The 24943-nt window shown below is 63.2% G+C and carries 23 protein-coding genes, 1 tRNA gene and 1 other RNA gene; 17 read left to right on the top strand and 8 right to left on the bottom strand.

From position 1 onward, the window contains the following. Nucleotides 1-18: 18 nt before the first annotated feature. Nucleotides 19-1263, bottom strand: coding sequence for a PucR family transcriptional regulator (locus ACX5I4_RS13080; protein WP_461837038.1), 1245 nt, complete (start codon nucleotides 1261-1263; stop codon nucleotides 19-21). 189 nt (nucleotides 1264-1452) lie between these two features. Next, nucleotides 1453-4221 (bottom strand): pyruvate dehydrogenase (acetyl-transferring), homodimeric type, encoded by a 2769-nt coding sequence (gene aceE / locus ACX5I4_RS13075; protein ID WP_461838721.1) that lies wholly within the window; start codon nucleotides 4219-4221, stop codon nucleotides 1453-1455. A 386-nt stretch (nucleotides 4222-4607) separates the two neighbouring features. On the opposite strand from aceE, the gene ACX5I4_RS13070 reads away from it, so the two are divergent. The 7 genes from ACX5I4_RS13070 (at nucleotide 4608) to ACX5I4_RS13040 (ending at nucleotide 9908) form a co-directional block, all read left to right on the top strand. Continuing rightward, on the top strand, nucleotides 4608-5030 hold the full coding sequence (locus ACX5I4_RS13070; RefSeq protein ID WP_461837037.1) for a DUF3052 domain-containing protein: 423 nt from the start codon (nucleotides 4608-4610) through the stop codon (nucleotides 5028-5030). Further along, the gene (locus ACX5I4_RS13065) at nucleotides 5027-5530 is read left to right on the top strand and encodes a peroxiredoxin (protein ID WP_461837036.1); all 504 of its coding nucleotides are present in this window, start codon (nucleotides 5027-5029) and stop codon (nucleotides 5528-5530) included. The genes ACX5I4_RS13070 and ACX5I4_RS13065 overlap by 4 nt, the downstream gene beginning before the upstream one ends. A gap of 5 nt (nucleotides 5531-5535) precedes the next feature. Continuing rightward, nucleotides 5536-6492, top strand: coding sequence for an NAD-dependent protein deacetylase (locus tag ACX5I4_RS13060; RefSeq protein WP_461837035.1), 957 nt, complete (start codon nucleotides 5536-5538; stop codon nucleotides 6490-6492). A 56-nt stretch (nucleotides 6493-6548) separates the two neighbouring features. After that, a tRNA-Val gene (locus tag ACX5I4_RS13055) sits at nucleotides 6549-6624 on the top strand. Nucleotides 6625-6778: 154 nt separating this feature from the next. Continuing rightward, nucleotides 6779-7303 (top strand): methyltransferase family protein, encoded by a 525-nt coding sequence (locus ACX5I4_RS13050; RefSeq protein WP_461837034.1) that lies wholly within the window; start codon nucleotides 6779-6781, stop codon nucleotides 7301-7303. Nucleotides 7304-7589: 286 nt separating this feature from the next. Next, entirely contained in the window at nucleotides 7590-8387 is a 798-nt protein-coding gene (locus tag ACX5I4_RS13045) for an IclR family transcriptional regulator (RefSeq protein WP_461837033.1), read from the top strand. A 165-nt stretch (nucleotides 8388-8552) separates the two neighbouring features. Next, nucleotides 8553-9908 carry an MFS transporter gene (locus ACX5I4_RS13040; RefSeq protein WP_461837032.1) on the top strand — a complete coding sequence of 452 codons (1356 nt, stop codon included), beginning with the start codon at nucleotides 8553-8555 and terminating at the stop codon, nucleotides 9906-9908. 171 nt (nucleotides 9909-10079) lie between these two features. Here ACX5I4_RS13040 and ACX5I4_RS13035 read toward each other — a convergent pair whose 3' ends face one another. Beyond that, entirely contained in the window at nucleotides 10080-11147 is a 1068-nt protein-coding gene (locus tag ACX5I4_RS13035; RefSeq protein ID WP_461837031.1) for a D-2-hydroxyacid dehydrogenase, read from the bottom strand. Between the two features lie 71 nt (nucleotides 11148-11218). Here ACX5I4_RS13035 and ACX5I4_RS13030 point away from each other — a divergent pair, with 71 nt between their 5' ends. The 3 genes from ACX5I4_RS13030 to ACX5I4_RS13020 are packed head-to-tail and all read left to right on the top strand — an operon-like array spanning nucleotide 11219 to nucleotide 13973. Continuing rightward, nucleotides 11219-12130: an NAD(P)-dependent oxidoreductase gene (locus ACX5I4_RS13030; RefSeq protein WP_461837030.1), complete on the top strand. Its 912-nt coding sequence runs from the start codon at nucleotides 11219-11221 to the stop codon at nucleotides 12128-12130. 14 nt (nucleotides 12131-12144) lie between these two features. Next, entirely contained in the window at nucleotides 12145-12915 is a 771-nt protein-coding gene (locus tag ACX5I4_RS13025) for an SDR family oxidoreductase (RefSeq protein WP_461837029.1), read from the top strand. After that, a complete protein-coding gene (locus ACX5I4_RS13020; protein ID WP_461837028.1) occupies nucleotides 12915-13973 on the top strand; it encodes an L-idonate 5-dehydrogenase in 1059 nt (352 codons plus the stop codon). Before ACX5I4_RS13025 ends, ACX5I4_RS13020 begins: the two co-directional genes overlap by 1 nt. A gap of 40 nt (nucleotides 13974-14013) precedes the next feature. On the opposite strand, the gene ACX5I4_RS13015 is transcribed toward ACX5I4_RS13020, so the two are convergent. Then, nucleotides 14014-14742 (bottom strand): FadR/GntR family transcriptional regulator, encoded by a 729-nt coding sequence (locus ACX5I4_RS13015; RefSeq protein ID WP_461837027.1) that lies wholly within the window; start codon nucleotides 14740-14742, stop codon nucleotides 14014-14016. A gap of 233 nt (nucleotides 14743-14975) precedes the next feature. Between ACX5I4_RS13015 and gndA the strand changes: the two genes are divergently transcribed. Then, nucleotides 14976-16412, top strand: coding sequence for an NADP-dependent phosphogluconate dehydrogenase (gene gndA, locus ACX5I4_RS13010; protein ID WP_461837026.1), 1437 nt, complete (start codon nucleotides 14976-14978; stop codon nucleotides 16410-16412). Nucleotides 16413-16601: 189 nt separating this feature from the next. Further along, nucleotides 16602-17435, top strand: coding sequence for an oxidoreductase (locus ACX5I4_RS13005; protein ID WP_461838720.1), 834 nt, complete (start codon nucleotides 16602-16604; stop codon nucleotides 17433-17435). Here the strand turns inward: ACX5I4_RS13005 and epsC are convergent. The 3 genes from epsC to msrA all read right to left on the bottom strand — a co-directional run bounded on the left by epsC (nucleotide 17432) and on the right by msrA (nucleotide 19601). Beyond that, entirely contained in the window at nucleotides 17432-18016 is a 585-nt protein-coding gene (gene epsC, locus ACX5I4_RS13000) for a serine O-acetyltransferase EpsC (protein ID WP_461837025.1), read from the bottom strand. The genes ACX5I4_RS13005 and epsC overlap by 4 nt on opposite strands. A gap of 49 nt (nucleotides 18017-18065) precedes the next feature. Then, the gene (gene cysK / locus ACX5I4_RS12995) at nucleotides 18066-19001 is read right to left on the bottom strand and encodes a cysteine synthase A (RefSeq protein WP_461837024.1); all 936 of its coding nucleotides are present in this window, start codon (nucleotides 18999-19001) and stop codon (nucleotides 18066-18068) included. A 75-nt stretch (nucleotides 19002-19076) separates the two neighbouring features. Next, complete coding sequence (msrA, locus tag ACX5I4_RS12990; RefSeq protein WP_461837023.1) at nucleotides 19077-19601, bottom strand: peptide-methionine (S)-S-oxide reductase MsrA; 525 nt, start codon at nucleotides 19599-19601, stop codon at nucleotides 19077-19079. Between the two features lie 145 nt (nucleotides 19602-19746). Here msrA and ACX5I4_RS12985 point away from each other — a divergent pair, with 145 nt between their 5' ends. After that, complete coding sequence (locus tag ACX5I4_RS12985; protein ID WP_461837022.1) at nucleotides 19747-20664, top strand: Nif3-like dinuclear metal center hexameric protein; 918 nt, start codon at nucleotides 19747-19749, stop codon at nucleotides 20662-20664. 111 nt (nucleotides 20665-20775) lie between these two features. Continuing rightward, on the top strand, nucleotides 20776-21513 hold the full coding sequence (locus ACX5I4_RS12980) for a zinc ribbon domain-containing protein (RefSeq protein WP_461837021.1): 738 nt from the start codon (nucleotides 20776-20778) through the stop codon (nucleotides 21511-21513). A gap of 84 nt (nucleotides 21514-21597) precedes the next feature. Here ACX5I4_RS12980 and ACX5I4_RS12975 read toward each other — a convergent pair whose 3' ends face one another. Next, nucleotides 21598-22362: a YaaA family protein gene (locus ACX5I4_RS12975; protein ID WP_461837020.1), complete on the bottom strand. Its 765-nt coding sequence runs from the start codon at nucleotides 22360-22362 to the stop codon at nucleotides 21598-21600. A gap of 106 nt (nucleotides 22363-22468) precedes the next feature. On the opposite strand from ACX5I4_RS12975, the gene rnpB reads away from it, so the two are divergent. From rnpB to ACX5I4_RS12960, 3 genes are all read left to right on the top strand, one after another. After that, an RNA gene (gene rnpB / locus ACX5I4_RS12970) (RNase P RNA component class A) lies at nucleotides 22469-22860 on the top strand. Between the two features lie 246 nt (nucleotides 22861-23106). Further along, a complete protein-coding gene (locus ACX5I4_RS12965; protein ID WP_461837019.1) occupies nucleotides 23107-24603 on the top strand; it encodes a glyceraldehyde-3-phosphate dehydrogenase in 1497 nt (498 codons plus the stop codon). Between the two features lie 87 nt (nucleotides 24604-24690). Further along, complete coding sequence (locus ACX5I4_RS12960) at nucleotides 24691-24900, top strand: hypothetical protein (RefSeq protein WP_461837018.1); 210 nt, start codon at nucleotides 24691-24693, stop codon at nucleotides 24898-24900. Nucleotides 24901-24943 lie beyond the last annotated feature (43 nt).

Below are 24943 nucleotides of genomic sequence, written 5' to 3'. Positions count from 1 at the left end.
TAGGAAGTCTACAACGGTTCAACCCGCGGATCGGGTACCGTGACGCTCCGACGTCGCCTTCGGCTGAGCCGAAAGCCTGCCCACAACCAGGGCAGTTTGGAGCACAAAAGCCTCCCGGGGAAGGAGTGGATCCCACCCTGTGACGTCGCAGACGCGCTTGAGACGATACCGCACTGTGTTCGCATGGACGAACAGCTCGCGGGCGGTTGCTTCGAGGGAATGGCCGAGCTCCAAATAGGTGCCCAGCGTCTCAACGAGCCCGTTGGAGGCAGCAAGCAGCGGCCGGTAGATGTTCTTGATGAGGGAACGGCGCGCGGCGTCGTCGCCGGAGACCACGCGTTCCGGGAGCAGGTCGTCGGCGGCTACCGGTCGCGGAGCCGAGGGCCAGGCCTTGGCCGCCGTGAGCCCCGCAAAGGCTGCCTGGGCAGAGCTGCTCGCTTCCAGCAGGGAGCCGGCCTCCGGTCCATAGACCACCGCGCCCGGGGCGAACAGCTCGCTCAGCTTCACATAGGCGGTATCGCGGTCCTGCACGCCACCCAGAATAAGGATGAGTCGATCGCCCTGGATGCCAACCAAGGCGTCCTCCGCGTAGCGTCCGGCCGTCCGGCGCAACTCGCTCACATAGCTTGCGCTCGGTTCCGACGGCGAGTTTCCCACCATCACGGTGAAGCGTTCCTGGGCCTTCCAGCCGAGGGCCGCAATGCGTGAGCGAAGGGCATCGGTGTTCTCGCCACGGAGGATGGCGTCGACAATCAAGGCTTCGAGCCGGGTGTCCCAAGAACCGCGCGATTCCGCGGCCCGGGCGTAGACGTCAGCGGCGGCGAACGCCACTTCCCTCGAGTAGCGCAGGACCGCTTCGCGCAAGGAAGGCTGGTCGGCTTCAGGAGCGATCACAGGCACCTGGTCCTCCACCACCTCGACCACGATACGGATCAACTGGAGGGCCTTTTGCAAGCTGATGGAGCGCGTCAGCTCGGTGGGAGCATTGCCGAAGACATCCGTCAGGATCCACGACGGCGAGCTGGGCCGTTCGTACCACGTCACGAAAGCCGCGATTCCGTTTTGGGCAACCAAGCCCAGCGCCGAACGTTCGTCGGAGCTCAACCGGCTGTACCAAGGCAGTGATTTCTCAAGCTTGCGCATGGTGGTGGTGGACAGTTGCCCCACATTGGCGCGGAGCCGCTTCAGGGTCTCCGCCTTTTCGGGTGATAGCGCGCGCGCAGCCGCTTTGCGTTTCGCGGGGGTTTGAATCGGCTCTGCCATTCCTTGAGCATACGGCGCATCATCCGCAAGCTCCATTTGTGCGAAGGCTACAACTGCGTTTGGTGTGGGTCACGCGAGTGTCCGGGTCGCGCAGCGCTGAGGAGAGATTGTTAAGCCCGACGGCGGCCCGCACCTTCCGGTGTGGACCGCCGTCGTGGTCTTGGTGACTTTGATTCGCCTCGCTGAGGCTTAGCTTTCGCCGCCTGCACCGCCGGTGGTTCCCGCGTTGACATCGAGAAGACGGTACTTCTCGATTGCCTGGGCCGGAGCCTGGGCATCCACTTCGCCACGACGGGCGAGCAGTTGGAGGGTTTTGGTGACGATCGAGTGGGTGTCGTTCTTGAAGAAGCGTCGGGCGGCTTGGCGGGTGTCGGAGAAGCCGAAGCCGTCGGCGCCGAGGGAGGCGAATTCGTTGGGGATGAATTGGCGGATCTGGTCCGGGACGGCCTTCATGTAGTCGGTGACGGCGATGACGGGTCCGGTGGCGCCGGCGAGTTGCCGGGCGACGAAGGGGGTGCGGGGTTCCTGGCCGGGGTTGAGGAAGGCGTGTTCCTCGGCGGCGAGGCCGTCGCGTCGGAGTTCGTTCCAGGAGGTCACGGACCAGACATCGGCGGAGACGCCCCAGTCCTGGGCGAGGACGCGCTGGGCTTCCAGGGCCCAGGGGACGGAGACGCCGGAGGCGAGGATCTGTGCGCGGGGCCCGTCGGTTTTCGCCGGGGCCAGCAGGTAGATGCCTTTCAGGAGGCCTTCGGTGTCGAGGTTTTCCGGTTCCGCGGGCTGGGTGATGGGTTCGTTGTACACGGTGAGGTAGTACATGAGGTTCCGGTCTTCGGAGTCCGGTCCGTACATGCGCTGGAGTCCGTCGCGGATGATGTGGCCGATTTCGTAGCCGTAGGCGGGGTCGTAGGTGAGGACGGCGGGGTTGGTGGAGGCCAGGATGGGGGAGTGGCCGTCGGCGTGTTGGAGTCCTTCGCCGGTGAGGGTGGTCCGTCCTGCGGTGGCGCCGATGATGAAGCCGCGGGTCATCTGGTCCGCGGCGGCCCAGAAGGCGTCGCCGGTGCGTTGGAAGCCGAACATGGAGTAGAACACGTAGATCGGCACGAGGGGTTCGCCGTGGGTGGCGTAGGCGGTGCCGGCGGCGGTGAACGCGGCGACGGCGCCGGCTTCGTTGATGCCGGGGTGGATGAGCTGGCCCAGGGGGGATTCCTTGTAGGCCAGGACGAGGTCCCGGTCCACGGAGAGGTAGTTCTGGCCCTTGGGGTTGTAGATCTTCGCGGTGGGGAAGAACGCGTCCATGCCGAAGGTCCGGGACTCGTCCGGCACCACCGGGACGAAGCGGGCGCCGAAGTTCTTGTCCCGCATGAGGTCTTTCAGGAGCCTGACGAAGGCCATGGTGGTGGCGGCCTGCTGCTTGCCGGAGCCGCGCTTGGCGACCTCGTAGGACTTCTCTTCCGGCAGCACCACGGGGGTGTGGGTGCTGCGGCGTTCCGGGACGGAACCGCCCAGGGCGGCGCGGCGGTCCATCATGTACCGGATTTCCGGGGCGTCCATGCCGGGGTGGTAGTACGGGGGCCGGTACAGGTCCGTGTCGAGTTGTTCGTCGGTGATGGGGATGCGCAGGTGGTCCCGGAAGGCCTTGAGGTCTTCCATGGTGAGTTTCTTCATTTGGTGGGTCGCGTTGCGGCCCTCGAAGTGGGGTCCGAGTCCGTAGCCCTTGACGGTCTTGGCCAGGATCACGGTGGGTTTGCCCTTGAACTCGGTCGCGGCCTTGTACGCGGCGTAGACCTTGCGGTAGTCGTGGCCGCCGCGTTTGAGGTTCCAGATCTGGTTGTCGTCCAGGTCCGCGACCAGGTCCTTGGTGGCCGGGGTCTTCCCGAAGAAGTGTTCGCGGACGAACCCGCCGGACTCGGCCTTGTAGGTCTGGTAGTCGCCGTCGACGGTTTCGTTCATGATCTTCACCAGGGACCCGTCGGTGTCCCTGGCCAGGAGATCATCCCATTCCCGGCCCCAGACGACCTTGATGACGTTCCAGCCCGCGCCGCGGAAGAACGCTTCCAGTTCCTGCATGATCTTCCCGTTGCCCCGCACCGGCCCGTCCAGGCGCTGGAGGTTGCAGTTGATCACGAAGTTCAGGTTGTCCAGGTTCTCGTTCGCGGCGAGCTGGAGCAGGCCGCGGGACTCGGGCTCGTCCATTTCCCCGTCGCCCAAAAACGCCCAGACCTGCTGGCCGGAGGTGTCCTTCAGGCCCCGGTCGTGCAGGTAGCGGTTGGACTGGGCCTGGTAGATCGCGTTCATCGGGCCGATGCCCATGGACACGGTGGGGAATTCCCAGAACGCGGGCATCAGGCGCGGGTGCGGGTAGGAGGAGAGGGCGTGGCCTTCCTTGGACTTTTCCTGCCGGAACCCGTCCAGGTCCTCCTCCGTGAGCCGGCCTTCCATGAACGCCCTGGCGTACATGCCCGGGGACGCGTGGCCCTGGAAGAACACCTGGTCCCCGCCGGAAGGGTGGTCCTTGCCGCGGAAGAAGTGGTTGAAGCCGACCTCGTACAGGGTCGCGGCCCCGGCATAGGTCGAGATGTGCCCGCCCACCCCGATGTCGGACCGCTGCGCCCGGTGCACCATCACGGCCGCGTTCCAGCGCATGTACGCCCGGTACCGGCGCTCGAACTCCTCGTTGCCCGGGAACTCCGCTTCCTGGTCCGCCGGGATCGTGTTCACGTAATCGGTGGTCGTCACCATCGGCACACCCACCGACTGGGACCCCGCCCGCTGAAGCAGGCTGCGCATGATGAACTGCGCCCGCTCCGTGCCCTGCTCCCTGATCAACGCATCCAAAGACTCAACCCACTCGGCAGTCTCTTCCGGATCACGATCAGGCAGCTGGGAAGTCAACCCGCTAAGGATGTGTGAGGTCTCTTCTCCTGCAGCCACGTCCAACCTCTCTTTTGGCGCATTCATCGTCGCCTCAGGTCCGGCAGGGTAACTGCCCGTCATGAACGCGGCGTGTGCGACATATCGGTTACAACAGCCCGGTCATGTGCGCCGGGCAGGTTCTTGAGCTCAAGCTGCGCTATTCGCGGCGGGCGGTTGCCCTGCAGCCAAAGTCTTCACTGGCCACTGTAGCTTTGTACGAGCCGCGATGCGTAGCCGCGCTGCCGCGAAGGCGTTGTATGTCACACTCAAGCTGTTACATCGTATGCAGTCGTTGCTGTAGTCATAGCTGTTGCCCCAGTGACAGGCGTGGCTAGGGCGCGGAATATGGCGGAACGCGGGACAATGGCTTGAAGCCCACGCCCAAAGGGTGTTGGCTTGTAGTAATCGAAATCACTTCAAGAGGAGGAAACGTGAGCGAGGCCGACGCCGCCACATCGGTAAATGTGGCGGAAAGATTGGGTTTCAAAGATGGGGATCTGATTCAGGAACTCGGTTACGACGATGACGTCGATTTCGATTTGCGTGATGACATTGAGGAACTCACGGGTTCCGAACTGCTCGATGAAGACGATCACGAGGTAGTGGATGCCGTCATTTTCTGGTGGCGTGACGGCGACGGAGACCTTGTCGACGGACTCGTGGATTCACTGACCACCTTGGGTGAGGGCGGTGTGGTTTGGGTTCTGACGCCTAAATCGGGCCGCGACAACTACGTTTCGCCTTCGGATATTCAGGATGCTGCCCCGACTGCGGGATTGCACTGCACTACGTCCGCAGGCGTCTCCAAGGACTGGAGCGCTACTCGGCTGGTGGCACGCAAGAAGAACAAGTGACGCACGCCAAGTTGAGCGCTGCCGGGTTGCGCCCCGGCGTTCCGGTTGTCGGGCAGGAAGCCCCGGATTTTGAGCTGGTGAACCAGTTTGGGGAGCCAGTTCGCTTGTCCGGACTTCGCGGCCGCAACGTGGTACTTGTCTTCTATCCCTTCGCCTTCTCCGGAATCTGCACAGGGGAACTGTGTGAGATCCGTGACAATCTCGGTATTTTCGAGCACGCCAACGCCACCGTCCTTGGCATATCGGTTGACAGCAAGTTTGCTTTACGGGCCTACGCGGAAAAGGAAAGCTACGAGTTTGATCTCCTAGCCGACTTCTGGCCGCACGGGGCAGTTGCCGAAAAGTATGGGGTGTTTGACTCCGCTACCGGTATGTCCTTGAGGGGTACATTCATCATTGATGCCGCGGGCATCATCCGTTATGTCGTTGTCAATCCGCGCGGCCAGGCACGGGATCTAGCGGAATATCGCGAGGCGTTGTCCGCGCTGGGCCAGGCCTAGCCCCGATGAGCACCCAGCGGCCGGGCGTTGGAATGACTGGCTTTGCCATTCTGGCGCCGGCTGACGCCGTTGCATTGGGCGGGGATGAGCTCGAGTCTCTCCGCGAAGCCGCAAGGATTCTGGGCGGCAAGCGGCTTGCTGTTCTGACAGGTGCGGGCCTGAGTACGGATTCCGGAATCCCTGACTACCGGGGCCCGGGAGCTGCGCCACGGAATCCCATGACCTTCCAGGAGTTCATCGGAAGCGCCGCCAACCGTCGCAGGTACTGGGCGAGGAACCACCTTGGATGGTCCCATCTCCGGCATGCGGACCCCAATGCCGGGCACGCCGCCGTCGCACTCCTAGAGCGCCGCGGGCTGATCACCGGACTCATCACACAAAACGTGGACCGTCTGCATGAAGATGCAGGCAGCGTCAACGTGGTGGACTTGCACGGCCGCTACGACCGCGTGGTTTGCCTTGACGGGGGCCACGTCTTCACGCGACGGCTGGTGGCGTCCATCCTTGAGGAAATCAATCCGGGATTTCTGGAGGCCGCCCGAGCTTCCGGCGTCGTGGAAATGGCGCCCGACGCCGATGCCTTGGTCGAGGATCCTGAGCTCATCCGATCGTTCGTCGTCGCAGTTTGTCCCGTATGCGGGGGAACGCTCAAGCCCGACTTCGTGTATTTCGGCGAAAATGTGCCCAAGGACCGGGTGCAGCGCGCCTATTCCATGGTGGACGAAGCCGGGGCGCTGTTGGTGGCTGGTTCTTCATTGGCGGTCATGAGCGGGCTGAGGTTCGTGCGCCACGCAGCCAAGTTCGGCAAGCCCGTAGTGATCATCAACCGGGGACCGACCCGCGGCGACGAGTTCGCGAGCCTCAAAGTGGAAGCCGGAGTCAGCGGCGCTCTAGCGTGGCTTGCTGCCGAACTTCCCGATCTGTTGTCCCCGGATTCGCCGATTAGTGTTCCGGGCGAATGATCCGGTAGAGTACATGTTCGTTGGTTGAAGCGCCGAAGGCGTTGAAATCAGTGTTTGGGTCTTTAGCTCAGCTGGTAGAGCGCCACGTTTACACCGTGGATGTCATCGGTTCGATCCCGGTAGGACCCACCAAACAGAAGAGACCCTGAGCTGCGAAAAACGCATCTCGGGGGCTCTTTTCTTTTGACCGAGCGCTGTCCGTCCTCCCATCCGTGCTCCAAAAGTCCCCCCCAGAAGCGTTCGGGTGGTGGTTGCCGCCCATCGATCGGCGGTCCAGAATGACTGCATGACAGCATCCGGAGACGCAGCGCGTGAGAGGAAGGTGGCGGCCATCGGCACGGCGGTGTTCGCCGCCGCTCCGGCAACCGTTGCTGGTCTGCTGCCGTGGGTGGTGACCCGTTGGAAAGTGCGGCGGCCAGTGCCGGGCGGACTGGCGGCCCAGTGCGCAGGTGTTCTGCTGATCGGCGCCGGCGCGGCGGTGATCACCAATTCGTTTGCGCGGTTCGCCCTTGAGGGAATAGGCACGCCAGCACCCTTTGCGCCACCGAAGAACCTCGTTGTCAGCGGTTTCTATAGGTTCGTGCGGAACCCTATATATGTGGGCATTGGCGCAGCGATCACCGGACAGGGCCTCCTGCTGGGACAACCGAAGCTGTTCGGCCTGGCGGCACTGGGCGCAATTCCCGTGGTGGCCTTTGTCAGGTTGTATGAGGAGCCGACGCTGGCACGTAGGTTCGGCGCCGAGTATGAGGACTACCGCGCCAACGTCCCGGGCTGGCTGCCGCGGCTTACTCCGTGGCGGCAGGGCTAGCGTCGGACCTGATCCGGTGCGGGGAATTGGAAGAGCTCTCCACCGCGACTATTGGGGGATGCCGCGGTGGAGAGCTCAAAGATGAATATACAGAGAATTTCTGGATATGGAAAGGAAACACGTTCGACGCCCAGGACGGATCCTTCCAGTACAGAGCCACTATGATGGTATTTGTTCAGTGGATTGAACAAGCGTGAATGCCGTGGTCGGAGTTCCGCTGCCTACGCAGCATTTCGGGCCGGCACGCGCCCGCTCTGCGCTAGACGCACTATTGCGAAGGAGAATCATGGCCGATTCCCGCACCCCCCGTTCCGCCGATGGATTGGGCAGCTCCTCGCCAGCGCCGGCCGTGACGCGCGCAGCTGCGGTACTGGACGCCTTGGCTGAGGCTCCTTCGGGTCGGCTGACACTCAGTGACCTTGCGAGGGAGCTGGGGATTCCGAAATCCTCCACGTCAAACCTGCTGCTTGCCCTCGAGGAAGCCCGGCTCATTACCCGCGAAGGTGCCGATTTTTCGCTTGGCCGGAAACTGGTTGAACTTGGCGCCGCCTACCTCAGCCGCCTCGATGAAGTCCAGGAGTTCTACAAGTTCTGCGAGCAGGCGCCAACATTGTCCGGCGAAACGGTGCGGATCGCGATGATCGACGGCGATCACATCATCTACCTGGCGCGGTATGAAGGGCACCCGGCCGTCCGGCTTACCTCAAACATCGGCGACAAGATGCCGCTTTCCCTGAGCGCCGTCGGAAAGGTGCTCTTGGCACAGCTTCACGACCATGACATCGAGGCGATGTTCCCGGACGACGTTGAGCTCCCTGTCATGACCCCGAAGTCCCTCCGCAGTGCCGCGGAGCTCAAGGCCCAGGTGGCCGCGATCCGCAAGCAGGGCTATGCCCTGGAGGACGAGGAATCCACCCTTGGCGTGGTTTGCCTTGCCGTGCCCGTTCCGACCCATGGGGCCCACGGTCCCAGCCTCGGCCTCTCCGTGACTGCCCTGAAGGCCACCTATTCCGAAGAGCAGGGGGCCCTGATGGTGAAGGAGCTCAAGGAGCTCGCCCACTCGCTGGGCAATCCCATGGGTTAATAGATTTTATGTGCCGTGCGTCACAAAACGGCGGCGGCGAATAAATCTGATTACACCACTTGAAACCTGTCCAATGTGTTGTACTCTGTTCACTATAGTGATTCACGCCATGGCGGCTGACGCTATCTCGCCAGACCAACGGGGGTCTGGAGTGTTCTTGAGGGAGTGCTTGTGACAACTCGTACTAAGACAAAGCTTGCTGATATGGACGGCGCAGTAGTTGAGCCGGAACAGCTGCGAAGGGCAACTCTTGCCAGCTCCGTAGGATCCGCCCTGGAGTACTACGACTTCTACATTTATGGTCTGGCTTCGGCCCTGATCTTCGGACCGCTGTTCTTCAAGCCCTTGGGTGAAAGTGGCGCATTGATCGCGTCGTTCGCAACCTATGGCGTTGGATTCGCGGCGCGGCCCTTCGGGGGTATCTTCTTCGGATTCATCGGAGACCGCTTCGGCCGCAAGATGGTCCTCCTGCTGACCATCGGAATGATGGGCCTCGCGAGTTTCGCCATCGGCTTGTTGCCGACGTTCGAACAGGCGGGCATGCTCGGCGCGGTCCTGCTGGTGACACTTCGTATCATCCAGGGGCTCGGAGCTGGAGCGGAACAGGCAGGCGCAACAACGCTGATCTCCGAAGTTTCGCCGCCAAAGCGCCGCGGTTACTTCGCTTCGCTGCCGTTCGTCGGTATCCAGCTCGGAACCCTCCTCGGCGCCGGCACCTTCGCGCTGATTGGCATGGCCAACAAGAGCGTGCTCGAAGGCTGGTTGTGGCGCGTGCCGTTCCTCGCCAGCTTCATCCTGATCATCGTGGCAGTCTTCATCCGCCTCCGGCTGAAGGAAACTCCTGTGTTCCAGGAGTTGGAGAAGCACAAGAACGTGGTGAAGAATCCCGTTGGTGAGCTGTGGAAGCACTCCAAGAAGAATGTGCTGGTGGGCATCGGTCTCCGCATGGGCGAGAACGGCAACTCCTCGATCTACTCGGCACTGCTCATCTCCTTCATGTCCGTCAAGGAAGGCGTCTTCCCCGGCGACAAGTTCATCGGCCCGGTCGGCCTGCTGATCGCCGCGGGCTTCGCTGCTGTCATGGTGGTTACCTTCGGGGCCCTGTCTGACCGTATTGGCCGCGTCAAGGTGTACCGCTACGGGGCCCTCTTCCAGGCAATCTTCGCGATTCCCGCCTTCTACCTGGTGACCCTCGGCAACGTGACCCTCGTGTGGGCCGTCATGGTTGTGGGCATCGCCCTTGGCGTGCAGTCCATGCTTGGCCCCCAGTGCCCCCTGCTGCCTGAGCTCTTCGGCTCGCAGTACCGTTTCACGGGTGTGGCATTGAGCCGCGAACTGTCGGCTGTCCTGGCTGGCGGACTCGTACCGCTCGTCGGTGTCGCGCTCCTTGCCGCGACGGGCAACTCCTGGGTGGTCCTGGCGGTCTACTCGCTGGTCCTTGCACTGATCTCGTTCGTCACGACGTTCTTCACACCGGAAACAGCCGGCCGTGACCTCCTGTCGTTGGAGGACGCCAAGTAGGCGAGTCCCGTACCCCGACGTACGCAAGCAGCGGCGGCCCCCTCCGAACCAGGAGGGGGCCGCCGCTTTGATACGCGCGCCACCCTGCACAGCAAAGCCGCCCCACACAGCAAAGCGGCCCCTCCGGAATACCGGAGGGGCCGCTAGGGCGATGCGCTGGTAGCGGGCGGTTTAGTAGAAGTGCACCGTGTCCACGAGGTGGGGGAGTTCCCCGCCGTCGAGGAATGTACGCAGGTTGCTGGCGAAGCGCTCGGCGATGAGGCGGTTCTCCGCGGCACTGAGTGCCGAGGTGTGGGGAGAGACCATGACCTTCGGGTGGTTCCACAGCGGGCTGTCCTGGGGCAGGGGCTCGACGGCGAAAACGTCCAGGCAGGCGTAGGACACCTGGCCGTTGTCCAAGGCTTCGAGGAGTGATTCTTCGTCAACCACGGTTCCACGGCCAACGTTGACAAAAACCGCGCCGGGCTTCATTGCCGAGAAGACCTCGCGGTTGAAGAGCTTCTCCGTGTACGGCGTGCCGGGGAGGGTGTTGACGACGGCGTCTGCCGTAGCCAGGAGTCCCGCCAAGCCATCGTTGTCCGCGACTTCGTCGATTCCTTCGATCACTTCGACGTTCCGCTTGGTTCCGCTGACCTTCATGCCCAGAGCGCGGGCGATGCGGGCGGTCTCAAGGCCGATCTCGCCGAGGCCCGTGATGACCAGCTTGGAGCCGTTCACAAGTTTGGTGGGGGTACGCAGCTCGGGCCAGACCTTGGCAGCCTGGTCCTGTGCGAGTTCCGCGCTGCGCTTGAAGCCGTTGAGGATGCCCAGGGCGGCAAACTCGGCCAGCGGGAGGGCGTGTACGCCTGCGGAAGTGGTGACCTTGAACTTCTGCAGGGTTTTACTGTCGAGGCCGGACGCCTTCACGGCCCCACCGGCGCCAGCGGCCATGGCGTGGATCCACTGCAGGTGCGGGTTGCTCTGGGCGATGCGGGCCAGGCCGGCCGGGTTCTCGTTGGGGAAGCCGTAGAGGATCTGAGCCTTGTTCAGCATTGACCAGTAGCGTTCCTCTTGTTCGGGAGTCCGCTTGAAGTCCGGATCTCCGGAGTGGTCGGCCGGGAAGCGTTCCGGAGGGAGCAGCTCGGGTTCGTAGAGCACCGTAATGCTCGGATCTACGGCGCGGATACGCTCCACATGCTCAGCTTCGAGCGGGACTGCGATCGCGATGGTAAGTTCATCAGTCGTCATAGTGTTCATCATACTGAATTGCGGCTAGGATATTGAACAGTTTTTGAAATATGAACCACAAAGAAGTGAGGTGCAAACGGGACATGACAGCCAAGACTGTAGGTTTTGTGGGACTCGGACTCATGGGCTTCCCCATGGCTGCCAATCTCCTTGCCGGCGGCCGGGAGGTGACGGCGTGGAACCGTTCGGACGAGGCGCTGGCCGAGTTGGAGAAGCTCGGCGGAAAACGTTCGGAATCGGTAGCCGGACTGCGTGACCAACCCGTCATCATTTTCATGCTTCCGGATCTGTCCTACATCCAGAACGCCGCCGCCCCGCTGCTCGACTCCTGGCGTTCGGCCGCGCCGCTCCCGGGAACCACGTTGGTCGTGATGAGCAGCGTGTCGCCGACAGCCGTCCAGGAATTCGGCCGGACCGTCCATGACGCGAGTGGCGGGAACGCCGTCGTCGTCGATGCCCCTGTCAGCGGCGGAACCAAAGGTGCGCAGGACGGCACGCTGGCCATCATGGTGGGAGCCAACGAAGAAGACTTCCAGCGGACGCTCCCTGTGCTTGAGGCCATGGGTACCACCGTCCGCCGCATGGGTGCCCTGGGTGCCGGTTCGCTGGCCAAGGCCTGCAACCAGCTGATCGTCGGGACCACGACGGCGGCACTTGCGGAAGCTGCCGAGCTCGCCGAGCGCTCGGGCATGGACGCTTCTGCCCTGTTCGACGTCCTGGCAGGCGGACTTGCTGGAAGCCGTGTCTTGGAGATCGTCGGTCCTCGGCTTGCAGCCAAGGACTACGCGCCCACGGGTCCCGCGAAATTCATGCACAAGGATCTCAAGTTCGTCCTCGAAAGCGCCGAAGCGGCCGGTGCCGCCGTCCCGATGGCAACTGCCGGCGTTGAACTTTACCGCGAACTGATCGATCAAGGCCTTGGCGACCAGGACCTCGCCGTCGTCCGCCAGGCCATCGCCAACCTCAGTGACTCTTCCGTAAGCCCCCTGAACTAAGTAAGGAAACAATCATGAGTGGACTATTCGATCTCACCGGGCGCGTTGCGCTCGTTACGGGATCCAGCCGCGGCATCGGCAACGCGCTGGCCCGTGGATTGGCCGATGCCGGTGCCACAGTAGTTCTCAACGGCATCAACGCGGAACGGCTCAAGGATGCAGAAGCCGCTATGGCGGCGGACTTCGGACCCGGCCGAATCCACAGCTGCGCGTTTGACGTCACCAGCGATACCGAGGCAGCCCGTGGCGTTGCCTGGGTCGAGGAAAACGTCGGCCCCCTCGACATCCTGGTCAACAATGCGGGCATCCAGCACCGCGTCCCCATGCTGGACCTCGATGTGAAGGACTGGGATCGGGTCATCACCACCGACCTCACAAGCGCTTTCCTTGTAGGCCGGGAAGCTGCCCGCCACATGATCCCGCGAGGCCGCGGCAAGATCATCAACATCTGCTCGGTGCAGACGGACCTGGCGCGTCCCACGATCGCCCCCTACGTTGCTGCCAAGGGCGGCCTGCGCAACCTCACACGCGCCATGACCGCTGAATGGGCGGCCTCGGGCCTGCAGATCAACGGCATCGCCCCGGGTTACATCCACACCGAGATGACCCAAAACCTTGTGGACGATCCCGACTTCAACTCCTGGATCCTCGGCCGGACGCCGGCCCACCGGTGGGGCACCGTGGAGGATCTTGCCGGTCCTGCGGTGTGGCTCGCCTCGGAGGCTTCCAATTTCGTCAACGGCCAGACGATCTTCGTCGACGGCGGAATGACGGTGGTCGTCTAATGAGCCCTTTTCAGCTTCCCCGGACTTCGCCCGCTGTCGTCGCACACGCGGCTGGCGACCTTCGCATCGAGGACATCACCCTCACCGCGCCGGCTCCCGACCAGGCCGTCGTGGAGATCGCCTATGGTGGCATCTGCGGCTCGGACCTGCACTACTGGCTCCACGGCGCGGCTGGTGAATCCATCCTCAAGGCGCCTTTGGTACTCGGCCACGAAATCGTCGGCACTGTAGTCCAACAGGCGGCTGACGGCAGCGGACCGGAAGCCGGCACTGCCGTCGCCGTCCACCCGGCAAGCCCAGCCCCGGGCACGGCTAAATATCCGGAAGACCGGCCCAACCTTTCTCCCGGCTGCACCTACCTCGGCAGTGCCGCACGGTTCCCGCACACCGACGGCGCGTTCAGCCGCTACGCCACCCTCCCGTCCCGCATGCTCCGGGCACTTCCTGCCGCGCTGGACTTGCGCACGGCGGCGCTTGCGGAACCTGCAAGTGTTGCGTGGCATGCCGTTGCCCGCGCAGGGGACGTGGCCGGAAAGACTGCGCTCGTGATCGGAAGCGGCCCGATCGGCGCTCTGGCAGTTGCGGTCCTCAAGCGAGCCGGGGCATCCCGGATTGTTGCTGTCGACATGCACGACAAGCCTCTCGAGATCGCCCGCGCAGTGGGTGCGGACGAGGTCCTGAAGGGCGATGATTCCGAGGCAATCGCAGCGGTGGAGGCCGACGTCGTCATCGAGTCTTCCGGCAGCCACCACGGACTGGCATCGGCCATCAAGGGCGCCGTACGCGGCGGCAAGGTAGTCATGGTCGGGCTGCTGCCGTCGGGCCCGCAGCCGGTCTTCATTTCGCTCGCCATCACCCGTGAGCTCGAACTGCTCGGCTCATTCCGTTTCAACGACGAGATCGACGACGTCATTGCAGCCCTCGCGGATGGCTCGCTCTATGTGGATCCGGTGGTGACGCACGAATTCACGCTGGACCGTGGCCTGGAGGCCTTCGAAGTGGCCAGGAACTCGGCAGAATCGGGAAAGGTTCTCCTGAACTTCCAGCCCGTAGCCTAGCTTTTCAGGCAATCAGTCGGGCGGCGCCAGCGGTCAGCCGTCAGCGCCGCTCGACTGGAACAAATACCCTTGGCTGGCCTTCCCAGCTGGACGACAAGTCCGCGATGGTCTCACGCATGATGTTGGACGAGGCCTCGCGGGCTTTGTCACCGTCCCCGTCGCTGATGCCCTGTGCTACGTCCACGTGCCACTGCAAGGCAGCTTCCTTCGGATGTTCGGGCATGAGTCCGTGGACCGTCCGGCCGGTGAGTGTCTCCGTGACCTGACCGATCAAGTTCGCGAACATTTCATTGCCGGAACCGGACAGCACCAGCGCGTGAAAGCGGATGTCCAAGTCCAGGAACGTGGGCATGTCGCCCGCACGGCCTGCTTCACGCATGGCCAACGAGATTTCCAGCAGCTCGCTGCGCAGTGACTCCGGAGCGTTCTCCGCAGCCAGTTCTGCGGCTACGGGCTCGACGGCGGAGCGGAGTTCGGCGAGGGAGCGCAGCTGTGCGCCGCGGCCTTCTCCGGCCAATCGCCAGCGGATGACCAGCGGATCGAAAGGATTCCAGCGATGCGCGGGGAGTACCCGGATGCCAACGCGCTTGATGGTTTCCACCAGTCCCAAAGACTGCAGCACCCTAACGGCCTCGCGTACCACCGAGCGGGACACCTTGAGCTCCTCTTCGAGGTGCTCGGCCAACATGACATGGCCTGTGGGGAGCTTGCCGCCGACGATCCGGGTACCCAGATGCTCGACAGCGCGGAAGTGGAGGCTGGTTGACATAGTCGTAAGCATAGTGGCGTTGGGAGCACCACGATCGGCAGCCCGGCCGCCGGGCAACTCCCCACAGCGCGGGCTCGCAACATAGACTCTTTTGTGACGCGGACGCTTCCGAAACGTGGGCGAAACTTTCCCAGACACGGTCCGAATACGTATGGTTTATTCCAGCTACTGCTTTGGAAAGCGTTTCCTCGCTTCCAGCAGGACTCAATGCACAAGAACGAATTGGAGTTTTGATGTCAGCACACATCGGTGTCACCGGCCTCGCGGTGATGGGCGCCAATCTGGCCCGCAACCTGGCCCGCAACGGCTTCACCGTTGCCCTCCACAACCGCTCCGTCGAGAAGACCGACGCCCTGCTGGCCAAGCACGGCACGGACGGCGACTTCATCCGCACGGAAACCCTCCAGGAACTCGTGGACTCCCTCGAGAAGCCCCGTCGCGTCCTGATCATGGTGAAGGCCGGCAAGCCGGTTGACGCCGTCATCGACCAGCTCGTTCCCTTGCTGGAGCCCGGCGACATCGTGATCGACGCCGGCAACTCCCACTACGAGGACACCCGCCGCCGGGAAGCAGCCCTTGCCGAGAAGGACCTCCACTTCGTGGGCGTCGGTGTTTCCGGCGGCGAAGAGGGCGCCCTCAACGGCCCCTCCATCATGCCCGGTGGTTCCAAGGAGTCCTACGACGCCTTGGGCCCGCTGCTCGAAAAGATTTCCGCCAAGGTTGACGGCCAGCCGTGCTGCGCCTGGATCGGCACCGACGGCGCCGGACACTTCGTCAAGATGGTCCACAACGGCATCGAGTACGCCGACATGCAGGTCATCGGTGAAGCCTTCGACCTGCTCCGCTCCGGCGCCGGCATCGAGCCCGCCGAACAGTCCGAGATCTTCGCCGAATGGAACAAGGGCGAACTCGCTTCCTTCCTGATCGAAATCTCCGCCGAGGTCCTGGGCCACGTTGACGCCAAGACGGGCAAGCCGTTCGTCGACGTCGTCGTTGACGCGGCCGGCCAGAAGGGCACCGGCCGCTGGACGGTCATCTCCGCCCTTGAGCTCGGTTCCCCGGTTTCGGGTATCGCCGAGTCCGTCTTCGCACGCGCCCTGTCTTCCCAGGCAGAACAGCGCAAGCTCGGCCAGGAGCTTCTCGCCGGCGAGGAAATCGCCGTCGACGTTCCCGAGAACTTCGTCGAGGACGTCCGCCAGGCGCTGTACGCCTCCAAACTGGTTTCGTACGCGCAGGGCCTGGACATGCTGACATCCGCTGCCAAGGAGTACGGCTGGGACCTCAAGCTTGATGAAATCGCTTCGCTGTGGCGCGGCGGCTGCATCATCCGGGCCGAGCTGCTGAAGGAAATCACCAACGCCTACGCTGCCGTTGAGAAGCCGGCCAACCTGCTGTTCGCCCCGGCCTTCACCAAGGCGATTGCCGGCGCGCTGCCGGCGTGGCGCCGCGTGGTGGCAACGGCTGTCCAGCTGGGCATCCCGGTTCCCGTGTTCTCCTCCTCGCTGGCCTACTACGACGGGCTGCGCCGCAAGCGCCTCGCCGCAGCGGTCATCCAGGGACAGCGCGACCTCTTCGGTGCACACACCTACGGTCGCGTTGACGCTGAAGGTACGTTCCACACCCTGTGGGGCGAAGACAAGTCCGAGATCTCGGCAGTCGACACACACTGAGAACCCCACTGCCCCACAGATTGGGGCAGGCCCTTTCGTGTCGACTCCAAGCCACGTAGGTAAAGACTGACCCTGCTGCCCCACTCCGTTCAAGACAAAGGCCGGTACTTCCCCGATACTGTGGGAGGTGCCGGCCTTTGCCGTAGGTACGGCGTGCACGAATACAAGCCGCCGAACGAGGAGCAGTCCATGCCGCAGCGCGTCGCATTTGTCACAGGTGCGTCAACCGGAATCGGCTTCGAAGCCGCCATCAAGCTCAGCAAAGCCGGGATGGTGGTGTACGCCGGGGCGCGGCGGGTCGAGAAGATGGAGCCCCTCAAAGCCCAGGGGATCAAGGTGTTGTCCCTGGATGTCACCGTCGAAGAATCGATGAAGGCCGCTGTGGACCTTGTCCTGGCCGAGCAGGGACGGATCGACGTACTTGTGAACAACGCAGGATACGGGTCCTACGGCTCGTTGGAAGAGGTACTGCTGGATGAGGGCAGGCGCCAGTTCGAGGTCAACGTCTTCGGTCTCGCCCGTATGTCCCAGCTGGTGATTCCCGCCATGCGGGCCGAGGGTTCAGGCAGGATCATCAATGTGTCCTCGATCGGCGGCAAAATGTACGAACCCTTGGGCGCCTGGTATCACGCAACCAAGTTCGCCGTCGAGGGACTCAGTGACTCGCTGCGGCTCGAGCTGAAGCCGCATGGCATCGACGTCGCAATCATTGAGCCGGCCGGAACCGACACGGAATGGGGCACCATCGCCGGAGAGAGCCTGCTGACAGTGTCCGGACATGGACCCTATCGGGACCAGGCACGCGTTGTCGCGGCTGCCTTGGCGTCAACGTCAGGGACGGCACTGTCGACGCACCCGCGCACCGTGGCGGGCGCTATTGCGCATGCTGCCACCGCGCGAAGGCCCAGGACCCGCTACCCGGTGGGCAGGGGAGCCTGGACCATCCTGGCTTTGCGGAGGATTCTTCCGGACCGGGCCTTCGACACGGTTTTTTGGAACGCCTACAAGCGCTTCGCTGCCTAGATCCGGTATTCGATGTAGTACTCGGCCGGGTCGACGGCCGGTTTGGTTTCGCTCTTGGCATCGCGGTGCCGCCAGGTTGCGGGAACACCGGTGATGATCGACTCGGGCGGTGCGTCTTTGACCACGACGGCGTTGGCGCCTACGGCACTGTCCGCGCCGATGGTGATGGGGCCAAGGACTTTCGCGCCGGCTCCGATGGTGACCCGATCTCCGATGGTGGGATGGCGCTTGACTTTGGCCAGTGACCGGCCGCCCAGCGTCACACCGTGGTAGATCATGACGTCTTCGCCGATCTCGGCGGTCTCACCGATGACCACGCCCATGCCGTGGTCAATGAAGAACCTTCGGCCGATGGTCGCGCCGGGGTGGATCTCGATCCCGGTCAGGAACCGGGCAAGCTGCGAAATGAGCCGTGCCGGAAAGCGCAGCCCAGGGTTCTGCCACAGTTTGTGCGTCAAGCGGTGTGCCCAGATGGCATGCAGCCCGGAGTACGCAAAAAAGTTCTCAAAGGAGCCTCGGGCCGCCGGGTCATGTGACCGGGCGGCCTCGAGGTCCTCCATAAGTCTTGCGAAGAAGCTCACAAAGACCTTTCTACAGGAAATGAAAGAAGGCGGTTGCGGAAGTCCGCAATCAGCCGCGAATGTCGTCAAAAAGCACGGTGGAGATGTAACGTTCGCCGAAGTCGGGGACGATTGCCACGATGAGCTTGTCCTTGTTCTCCGGGCGCTTGGCCAGCTCCAGGGCGCCCCAGACGGCCGCGCCGGCAGAGATGCCGCCGAGGATGCCTTCCTTGGTGCCGAGGGCGCGGGCGGTGGCCACGGAGTCCTCCAGGGTTGCGTCGAGAACCTCGTCGTAGACGTTGGTGTCCAGGATTTCCGGAATGAAGTTCGCGCCAAGTCCCTGGATCTTGTGCGGGCCGGGGGCACCGCCGTTAAGGATGGGGGAGTCCTTGGGCTCGACGGCGACGATCTGGATCTCCGGCTTGCGCTCCTTCAGGACCTGCCCGACGCCGGTGATGGTACCGCCGGTGCCGACGCCGCCGACGAAGATGTCCACTCCACCTTCGGTGTCTGCCCAGATTTCCTCGGCCGTGGTGGCGCGGTGGATCGCGGGGTTTGCCTCGTTGGCGAACTGCTGGGCCCAAATGGAGTTCTCCGTGTTGGCCACGATCTCCTGGGCCTTTTCGACGGCGCCGCGCATACCTTCCGAGCCCGGGGTCAGGACAATCTCGGCACCATAGGCACGTAGCATGACGCGGCGCTCAGTGGACATGGTTTCCGGCATGGTGAGGATGACCTTGTAACCGCGTGCCGCGCCGACCAAAGCCAGGGCGATGCCCGTGTTGCCCGAGGTTCCCTCGACGATGGTCCCGCCCGGCTTCAGAGCACCGGATTTCTCGGCAGCGTCGATGATGGCGACGCCGATACGGTCCTTGACGCTGTTGGCGGGGTTGTAGAACTCCAGCTTCACGGCAACCGTGGCGTCCAAGCCTTCGGTAAGCCGGTTCAAGCGGACCAAGGGGGTTCCGCCGATCAGCTGGGTAACGTCGTCGTAGATCCGTGCCATGTAATCATGCCTATTCTCTGGATTCGCTGAAATAGCTACTGCTGAGGTCAGCCTAACGAGCAGTGCTACACGCTGCTACGCGCGGAGCCACGAAGAGTAATATTTCCGGGCCTTGGCGAGCTTGGGGTTGATGATCACTTGGCAATAGCCCTGCTCCGGGAATTTGGCGTAGTAGTTCTGGTGGATGGACTCGGCCTCATAGAAGTCCGGCAGCCTGCTGACCTCGGTCACAATCGGCTTGGACCACAGTTCCTGGTTCCGAAGGATTGCTTCTTCGAAGAGGATTTTCTCTTCCGTGGTGGTGTAGAACATCGAAGAACGGTACTGGGTCCCGACGTCGTAGCCCTGGCGGTTGAGCGTAGTGGGGTCGTGCAGGGCAAAGAACATGTCCAGGATGACCTCCGGCGGGATAACGTCCTCATCGAAAGTCACGGCGACAACCTCTGCGTGGCCCGTCATGCCGGAGCAGACATCGTAATAGTCAGGGTTGCGGATGTGCCCTCCCGTGTATCCGGAAACTACGGAGCTGACGCCCTTGGTCTTCTGGTAGACAGCATCAAGGCACCAGAAGCAACCTCCGCCAAGTACAAAAGTTTTCATGATCTCTTCAATGGCCGGGAGTCCTGGATGATTCCCGCACAACCTTACGGGAGTGTGACGGCGTAGCCCCGCGCCCGGCAGCAATCTCAGATAGTTCGGTTGCCGCAAGCGCGCCATGGGCACCGAATGCGCAAGAATGTAGTGCATGGAAGCTGTGAACACCGCGGTTGCAGATACAGGATCCGGGGAAGAGCCGGAAGACGGTGCAGCCGGAACTTCAGGAACCAGTGCTCCCACGCTCGGTCAGGTCTTGCTGGCTGTCGAGGAGCTTTGGCCTGAGTCCCTCGCCGAGGACTGGGACGAGGTTGGCCTGGTGGTCGGGCGACCGACTGCGACCGTCACCAAGGTCTTGTTCGCCGTGGATCCCACGCTCGCGGCCATTGACGAAGCCATTGAATGGGGTGCCGAGCTCCTCGTCACGCACCATCCTTTGCTGCTCAAGGGCGTCACCTCCGTGGCCGCTACGAGCGCAAAGGGCCTCGCTGTCCACCGGCTCATCGAGTCAGGCACCGGCCTGCTGACCGTGCACACCAACGGAGATTCCGCCGTCGGGGGTGTTTCGGATGTTCTCGCCGACGCGTTCGGACTGGACAATGTTGTCCCGCTGGCCCCTGCTGCACACGGCCTGCCGGAAGAGGGCATCGGCCGGGTCGGGGATCTTCCGGAACTCATGACCCTCGGCGATTTCGCGGCGCGCGTGTTCGAGATTCTGCCTTCGGTAGCCGGGGGAGTGCGCGTAGCGGGGGACAAAGACGGACTCGTGCGGCGTGTAGCCGTGTGTGGCGGCGCCGGCGACAGCCTGTTCGACGCCGTCCGGGCGAGCCAAGCGGACATTTACGTCACTGCGGATATGCGCCACCACCCGGCGTCGGAAGCACGCGAAGCTGCTGTTGACGGCAGGCCGTACCTTATCGATGTATCCCACTTCGCGAGCGAGTGGCTTTGGCTGCCTGCCGCGGCAGAGGCTCTCGGCAACGTGCTCGCGGACCAAGGGCACGATGTCGAGATCCGGGTGGCTTCCACCAATAGCGATCCTTGGGACTTCATTCTGACTCCCGGCTAAGCCTGCCGTGCGAGGCAGGGGAGCGCCCTAGGCGCTAGAGTCGAGACAAACAGGCCCGAGAGCCTGGCCGGGAGCGGATATCTTCCCCGGCACGATCAAGCGGAGGTAAGCGTGGCCAAGGCAGCACCGGCGGAACAGTTGAAATTGCTCGAACTGCAGGGGTTGGACGCGAAGCTTAAATCCTTGGCCAACCGCCGCCGCACTTTGGAGAGCGACCCCCGCATCACCGATCTCCAGGACGCCCTCAGCGTGGCCAACGGAGCACTCGGGACCGCGAAGCTCACCGTCCACGACGCCGAAGCAGAGCTGCGCAGGTCAGAGACCGACGTCGAGCAAGTTGTTGGCCGCATTGAGCGGGACGAAGCCCGGCTGAACAGCGGCACCGGCCTCTCCAAGGATCTTGTTGCGTTGCAGAGCGATATCGCATCACTCAACAAGCGCCGCTCCGACCTTGAGGACGTCGAGCTGGAAATCCTCGAACGCCTGGACGGGCTGAGGGAGCGCCAAGCCGCGCAACAGCAGATCGTCGACGACATCCAGGGTTCCTTCTCCGGGATCCGTGCCGAGTTGGACGCCGCGATTGCAGAGATCGTCTCCGAAGAGGCGGACGTGCGCGCGCAGCGGTCCGGCTTTGCCGAAGGGCTCGACGCCGGGATGCTGGCTATCTACGAAAAGACCCTTGCCAAGCGCGGAGTGGGGGCCGCCAGGCTGTTCCATGGCAAGTCGGAAGGCTCAGGGATGATGCTCAGCCCCGGCGATCTTGCCGAAGTCAAGGCCGCCGCCGAGGATGAAATTGTCTTCTGCCCCGATTCCGGCTGCATCCTGGTGCGCTCCGCCGAGTGGAACTAGCTGTTTCTCCCGCCCAACTGGTCCCCACCCAACTAACTCGCAGTTAATGTCGTTTTCAGGCGTCAAAACGACACCTACTGCCAGTCAGTTGGGCAGGATGATGCTGAGGATATGCGGTTTGCGGGCCGTGCCCTCGGTCAGCTCGGCCGGCCAGACTTCCGAGGCTGCCTTGAGCAGTTGTTCGGGGGTTGCCGGAGCCTTCCCTCGACGGGTCAGCAGATGACGGGTAAGTTCGCCGCGTGTGTGCTTGGCGAAGTGGCTGACAACGGTGCGCTTGCCGTTGGACTCTGAAAAGACGTTGACGGAGACGGTTTGCGCAGCGGGCGGAGCCCAAGCCGCAGCGTAGGTGCTGGAGCGGCAGTCGACCAGCAGTTCACCCTCCACCCTCGAAGCGAGGGCCTGCGTGAGCTGCGGCTTCCAGAATGAGGCGAGGCGTCCGACGTCGGGCAATGCGGTTCCCATGGACAGCCGGTAGGCGGGCACGCGGTCGCCGAAGCCAATGGCACCCCACAGGGCGGACACCACGAGGATCGACTCCGCCGCCTTGCGGCGCTGCGCAGGCGTCAGGGTCTTGTACCCAAGAGCGTCGTAGAGAACCCCGGAATACACCTGGTGGGCCGGGGCCGCCGGTTCTGCGTGGAGCCGGGTATTGCGTTCGACGTCGTCCTTCAACGATGCGCCCACCCCTAACAGGGCGAGGGCGTCCTCGTGCGCGCTGACCAGGCCCAGGGCGTCGAGCACCTTGGCCCTGTAACTGTTGAGTTCTGGAAAGCTCAACGACTCCCATTCGACGGCGGGGCCCTTGACAGCGGGGGTCTTGCCTTCGGAAGGCGGCAACAGAATCAGCACCTGTCGATAGTAGCGGTATTGCCGATGCCATCTGTTGGGGCAGTGCAGTCCGGCAGTGCCGTCTGGAAAATGCGGAGGGCCCGACGCCGGTAGACTGTAGGGCGGATGGGTTGACCAGGCGGCCGCGCGCCACGTGAGTGGCTCGAGGAACGTCCGGGCTCCACAGGGCAGGGTGGTGGGTAACGCCCACTCGGGGTAACCCGCAGGCCAGTGCCACAGAGAACAGACCGCCGGTAGCTGTTTGTGCCTGCACAAGCAGCTAGCAGGTAAGGGTGAAACGGTGGTGTAAGAGACCACCAGCTCCTTGGGTGACCAGGGAGGCTAGGTAAACCCCACCCGGAGCAAGGCCAGACAGGGCACGATCGAGGGCTGCTCGCCCGAGTGTCCGGGTAGGCCGCTGGAGGGCGTCGGCAACGGCGTTCGTAGATGGATGGCCGCCACTCTCTCGCCGGCAACGGCGCGGGAGGACAGAACCCGGCGTATCGGTCAACCCATCCCTCAGCCCTATGTGAGTGATTTCACGCATTCCGGCGGCCAGGAGGTCCGGTGCCAGACCTTAGAATGGACACTGAACGTAGAAGTTCCACCGCCGGGTTCTGCGTTCGCAGCCGGCGGTTTTGCTTTGCAACGTTCGAGGTGTCCGGGCAGACCGAAGTCCCGCCGATGCCAGTGCCGCAGGATTACTCCGGGCGGCCGCCATCTACGTACGAGGACGTATGTAGCTGACCCTAGGAAGGTAGTTCTGTGAGCCAGTCATCAGATTCTTGTCTTGATACGTGGATGGGCCGCGAAGCGCTGGCCGAGGCCATGATTCCGGTGATCGGCCGGCTGTACCGTGAGAACAACGTGGTGACGAGCATCCACGGGCGCAGCCTCATCAACAAGTCGTCAATGAACATCCTGAAAGCCCACCGTTTTGCGCGCCGTATGAGCAAGGACGAACTCCGGCTCGAAGAAACCGCGCCATTGCTCAACACCCTGGCCGAACTTGACCTTGGCGCGGCAGCGATCGACATCGCCCGCCTCAACGAGAAGTACAAGGCTGAGGCCGCGGGTACGCCCCTGGAGGACTTCCTCCGCGCCGAACTCGCCGAGATCGTTGGACGCCGCGGCGCGGACGACCGCACCAGCACCGACGTCGTCCTCTACGGATTCGGCCGTATTGGCCGGCTCCTGGCCCGCCTCCTGATCGAAAAGGCCGGCGGCGGCCACGGACTGCGCCTGCGCGCCATCGTCGTCCGCAAGGGAGCCGAGAATGACCTCGTCAAGCGCGCCAGCCTCTTGCGGCGCGACTCCGTGCACGGTTCCTTCGAAGGCACCATCCGCGTGGACGAGGAATGCAACACGATCACGGCCAACGGCGTCCAGATCCAGGTCATCTACTCAGACAACCCCTCCACCGTTGACTACACGGCCTACGGCATCAACAATGCCCTCGTTGTTGACAACACGGGCCGTTGGCGCGACGCCGAAGGCCTGTCCCAGCACCTGCAGAGCAAGGGCGTCGCTCGCGTCCTGCTCACGGCCCCGGGCAAGGGCGATCTCAAGAACATCGTCCATGGCATCAACCACTCCTCCATCGAGGACACGGACACGATCGTCACCGCAGCCTCCTGCACCACCAACGCCATCACCCCGGTGCTCAAGGCACTCAACGACAAGTTCGGCGTCATCCACGGCCACGTGGAAACCGTGCACTCGTTCACGAACGACCAGAACCTGATCGACAACTTCCACAAGGGCGATCGTCGCGGACGCTCGGCCGCACTCAACATGGTCATCACCGAAACCGGCGCGGCCAAGGCAGTGGCAAAGGCCCTTCCGGAACTGCAGGGCAAGCTGACCGGCAACGCGATCCGCGTTCCCACCCCGGACGTGTCGATGGCCATCCTGAACCTCAACCTCGAAAAGGGAACCACGAAGGACGAGGTCAACAACTACCTTCGCGAGATGTCGCTGCACTCGGAGCTGCGGAAGCAGATCGACTTCATCGACTCGCCCGAGGTTGTTTCCACCGACTTCGTCGGCTCGCGCCGTGCCGGCATCGTGGACGGCCTGGCCACCATCGCCAACGGCAAGAACCTCGTGGTGTACGTCTGGTACGACAACGAATTCGGTTATAGCTGCCAGGTAGTCCGTGTCATGGAAGAAATGGCCGGTGTGAACCCGCCATCGTTCCCGGCACGCGGCGTCGCTGTTGAGGTGGAGCCCAACACTTCGTTGGAGCCCGCTGCCGTCTAGCCGGTTCCGGCCAAGGCCAGAAAGACTCACAGGGGATTCCCGGCTGATGCGCTGGTATCAGCCGGGAAACCTGACCAGAATGGACGCATGGAACGCGAAAAGATTCTGGAACATGAAACAACCCTGGAACACGCATTGGACGTCGCGCGCGCCAACCTTAAAGAAGCCCAACGCCTGCTCGACGACGCCAAGGCGGCACACGCAGCGGGGGATGTCGCCGAGGACCGCGTGGTCCAACTGGAGTCACTCCTTCAGCTCGCAGCCGAAGATTTGAAACGGGTCACCAGGGAGCAATAACCGGCTGCTTGGTGATGCTGTCCGACACAGTGACTAGTCCTCC

The organism is Arthrobacter sp. MMS24-S77 (genome assembly GCF_054888235.1).
Note: the sequence above shows the minus strand (reverse complement) of the source record. Positions and strands in the feature narration are given on the sequence as shown.

Coding starts and splice junctions, on each gene's coding strand:
- ACX5I4_RS13080 (WP_461837038.1), bottom strand. CDS start 1,263: ATGGCAGAGCCGATTCAAACCCCCGCGAAACGCAAAGCGGCTGCGCGC.
- ACX5I4_RS13060 (WP_461837035.1), top strand. CDS start 5,536: ATGAGCACCCAGCGGCCGGGCGTTGGAATGACTGGCTTTGCCATTCTG.
- gndA (WP_461837026.1), top strand. CDS start 14,976: ATGTCAGCACACATCGGTGTCACCGGCCTCGCGGTGATGGGCGCCAAT.
- ACX5I4_RS12985 (WP_461837022.1), top strand. CDS start 19,747: ATGGAAGCTGTGAACACCGCGGTTGCAGATACAGGATCCGGGGAAGAG.
- ACX5I4_RS13030 (WP_461837030.1), top strand. CDS start 11,219: ATGACAGCCAAGACTGTAGGTTTTGTGGGACTCGGACTCATGGGCTTC.
- ACX5I4_RS13045 (WP_461837033.1), top strand. CDS start 7,590: ATGGCCGATTCCCGCACCCCCCGTTCCGCCGATGGATTGGGCAGCTCC.
- ACX5I4_RS13025 (WP_461837029.1), top strand. CDS start 12,145: ATGAGTGGACTATTCGATCTCACCGGGCGCGTTGCGCTCGTTACGGGA.
- msrA (WP_461837023.1), bottom strand. CDS start 19,601: ATGAAAACTTTTGTACTTGGCGGAGGTTGCTTCTGGTGCCTTGATGCT.
- ACX5I4_RS13015 (WP_461837027.1), bottom strand. CDS start 14,742: ATGTCAACCAGCCTCCACTTCCGCGCTGTCGAGCATCTGGGTACCCGG.
- ACX5I4_RS13020 (WP_461837028.1), top strand. CDS start 12,915: ATGAGCCCTTTTCAGCTTCCCCGGACTTCGCCCGCTGTCGTCGCACAC.
- cysK (WP_461837024.1), bottom strand. CDS start 19,001: ATGGCACGGATCTACGACGACGTTACCCAGCTGATCGGCGGAACCCCC.
- ACX5I4_RS12960 (WP_461837018.1), top strand. CDS start 24,691: ATGGAACGCGAAAAGATTCTGGAACATGAAACAACCCTGGAACACGCA.
- ACX5I4_RS13035 (WP_461837031.1), bottom strand. CDS start 11,147: ATGATGAACACTATGACGACTGATGAACTTACCATCGCGATCGCAGTC.
- aceE (WP_461838721.1), bottom strand. CDS start 4,221: ATGAATGCGCCAAAAGAGAGGTTGGACGTGGCTGCAGGAGAAGAGACC.
- ACX5I4_RS13050 (WP_461837034.1), top strand. CDS start 6,779: ATGACAGCATCCGGAGACGCAGCGCGTGAGAGGAAGGTGGCGGCCATC.
- ACX5I4_RS13005 (WP_461838720.1), top strand. CDS start 16,602: ATGCCGCAGCGCGTCGCATTTGTCACAGGTGCGTCAACCGGAATCGGC.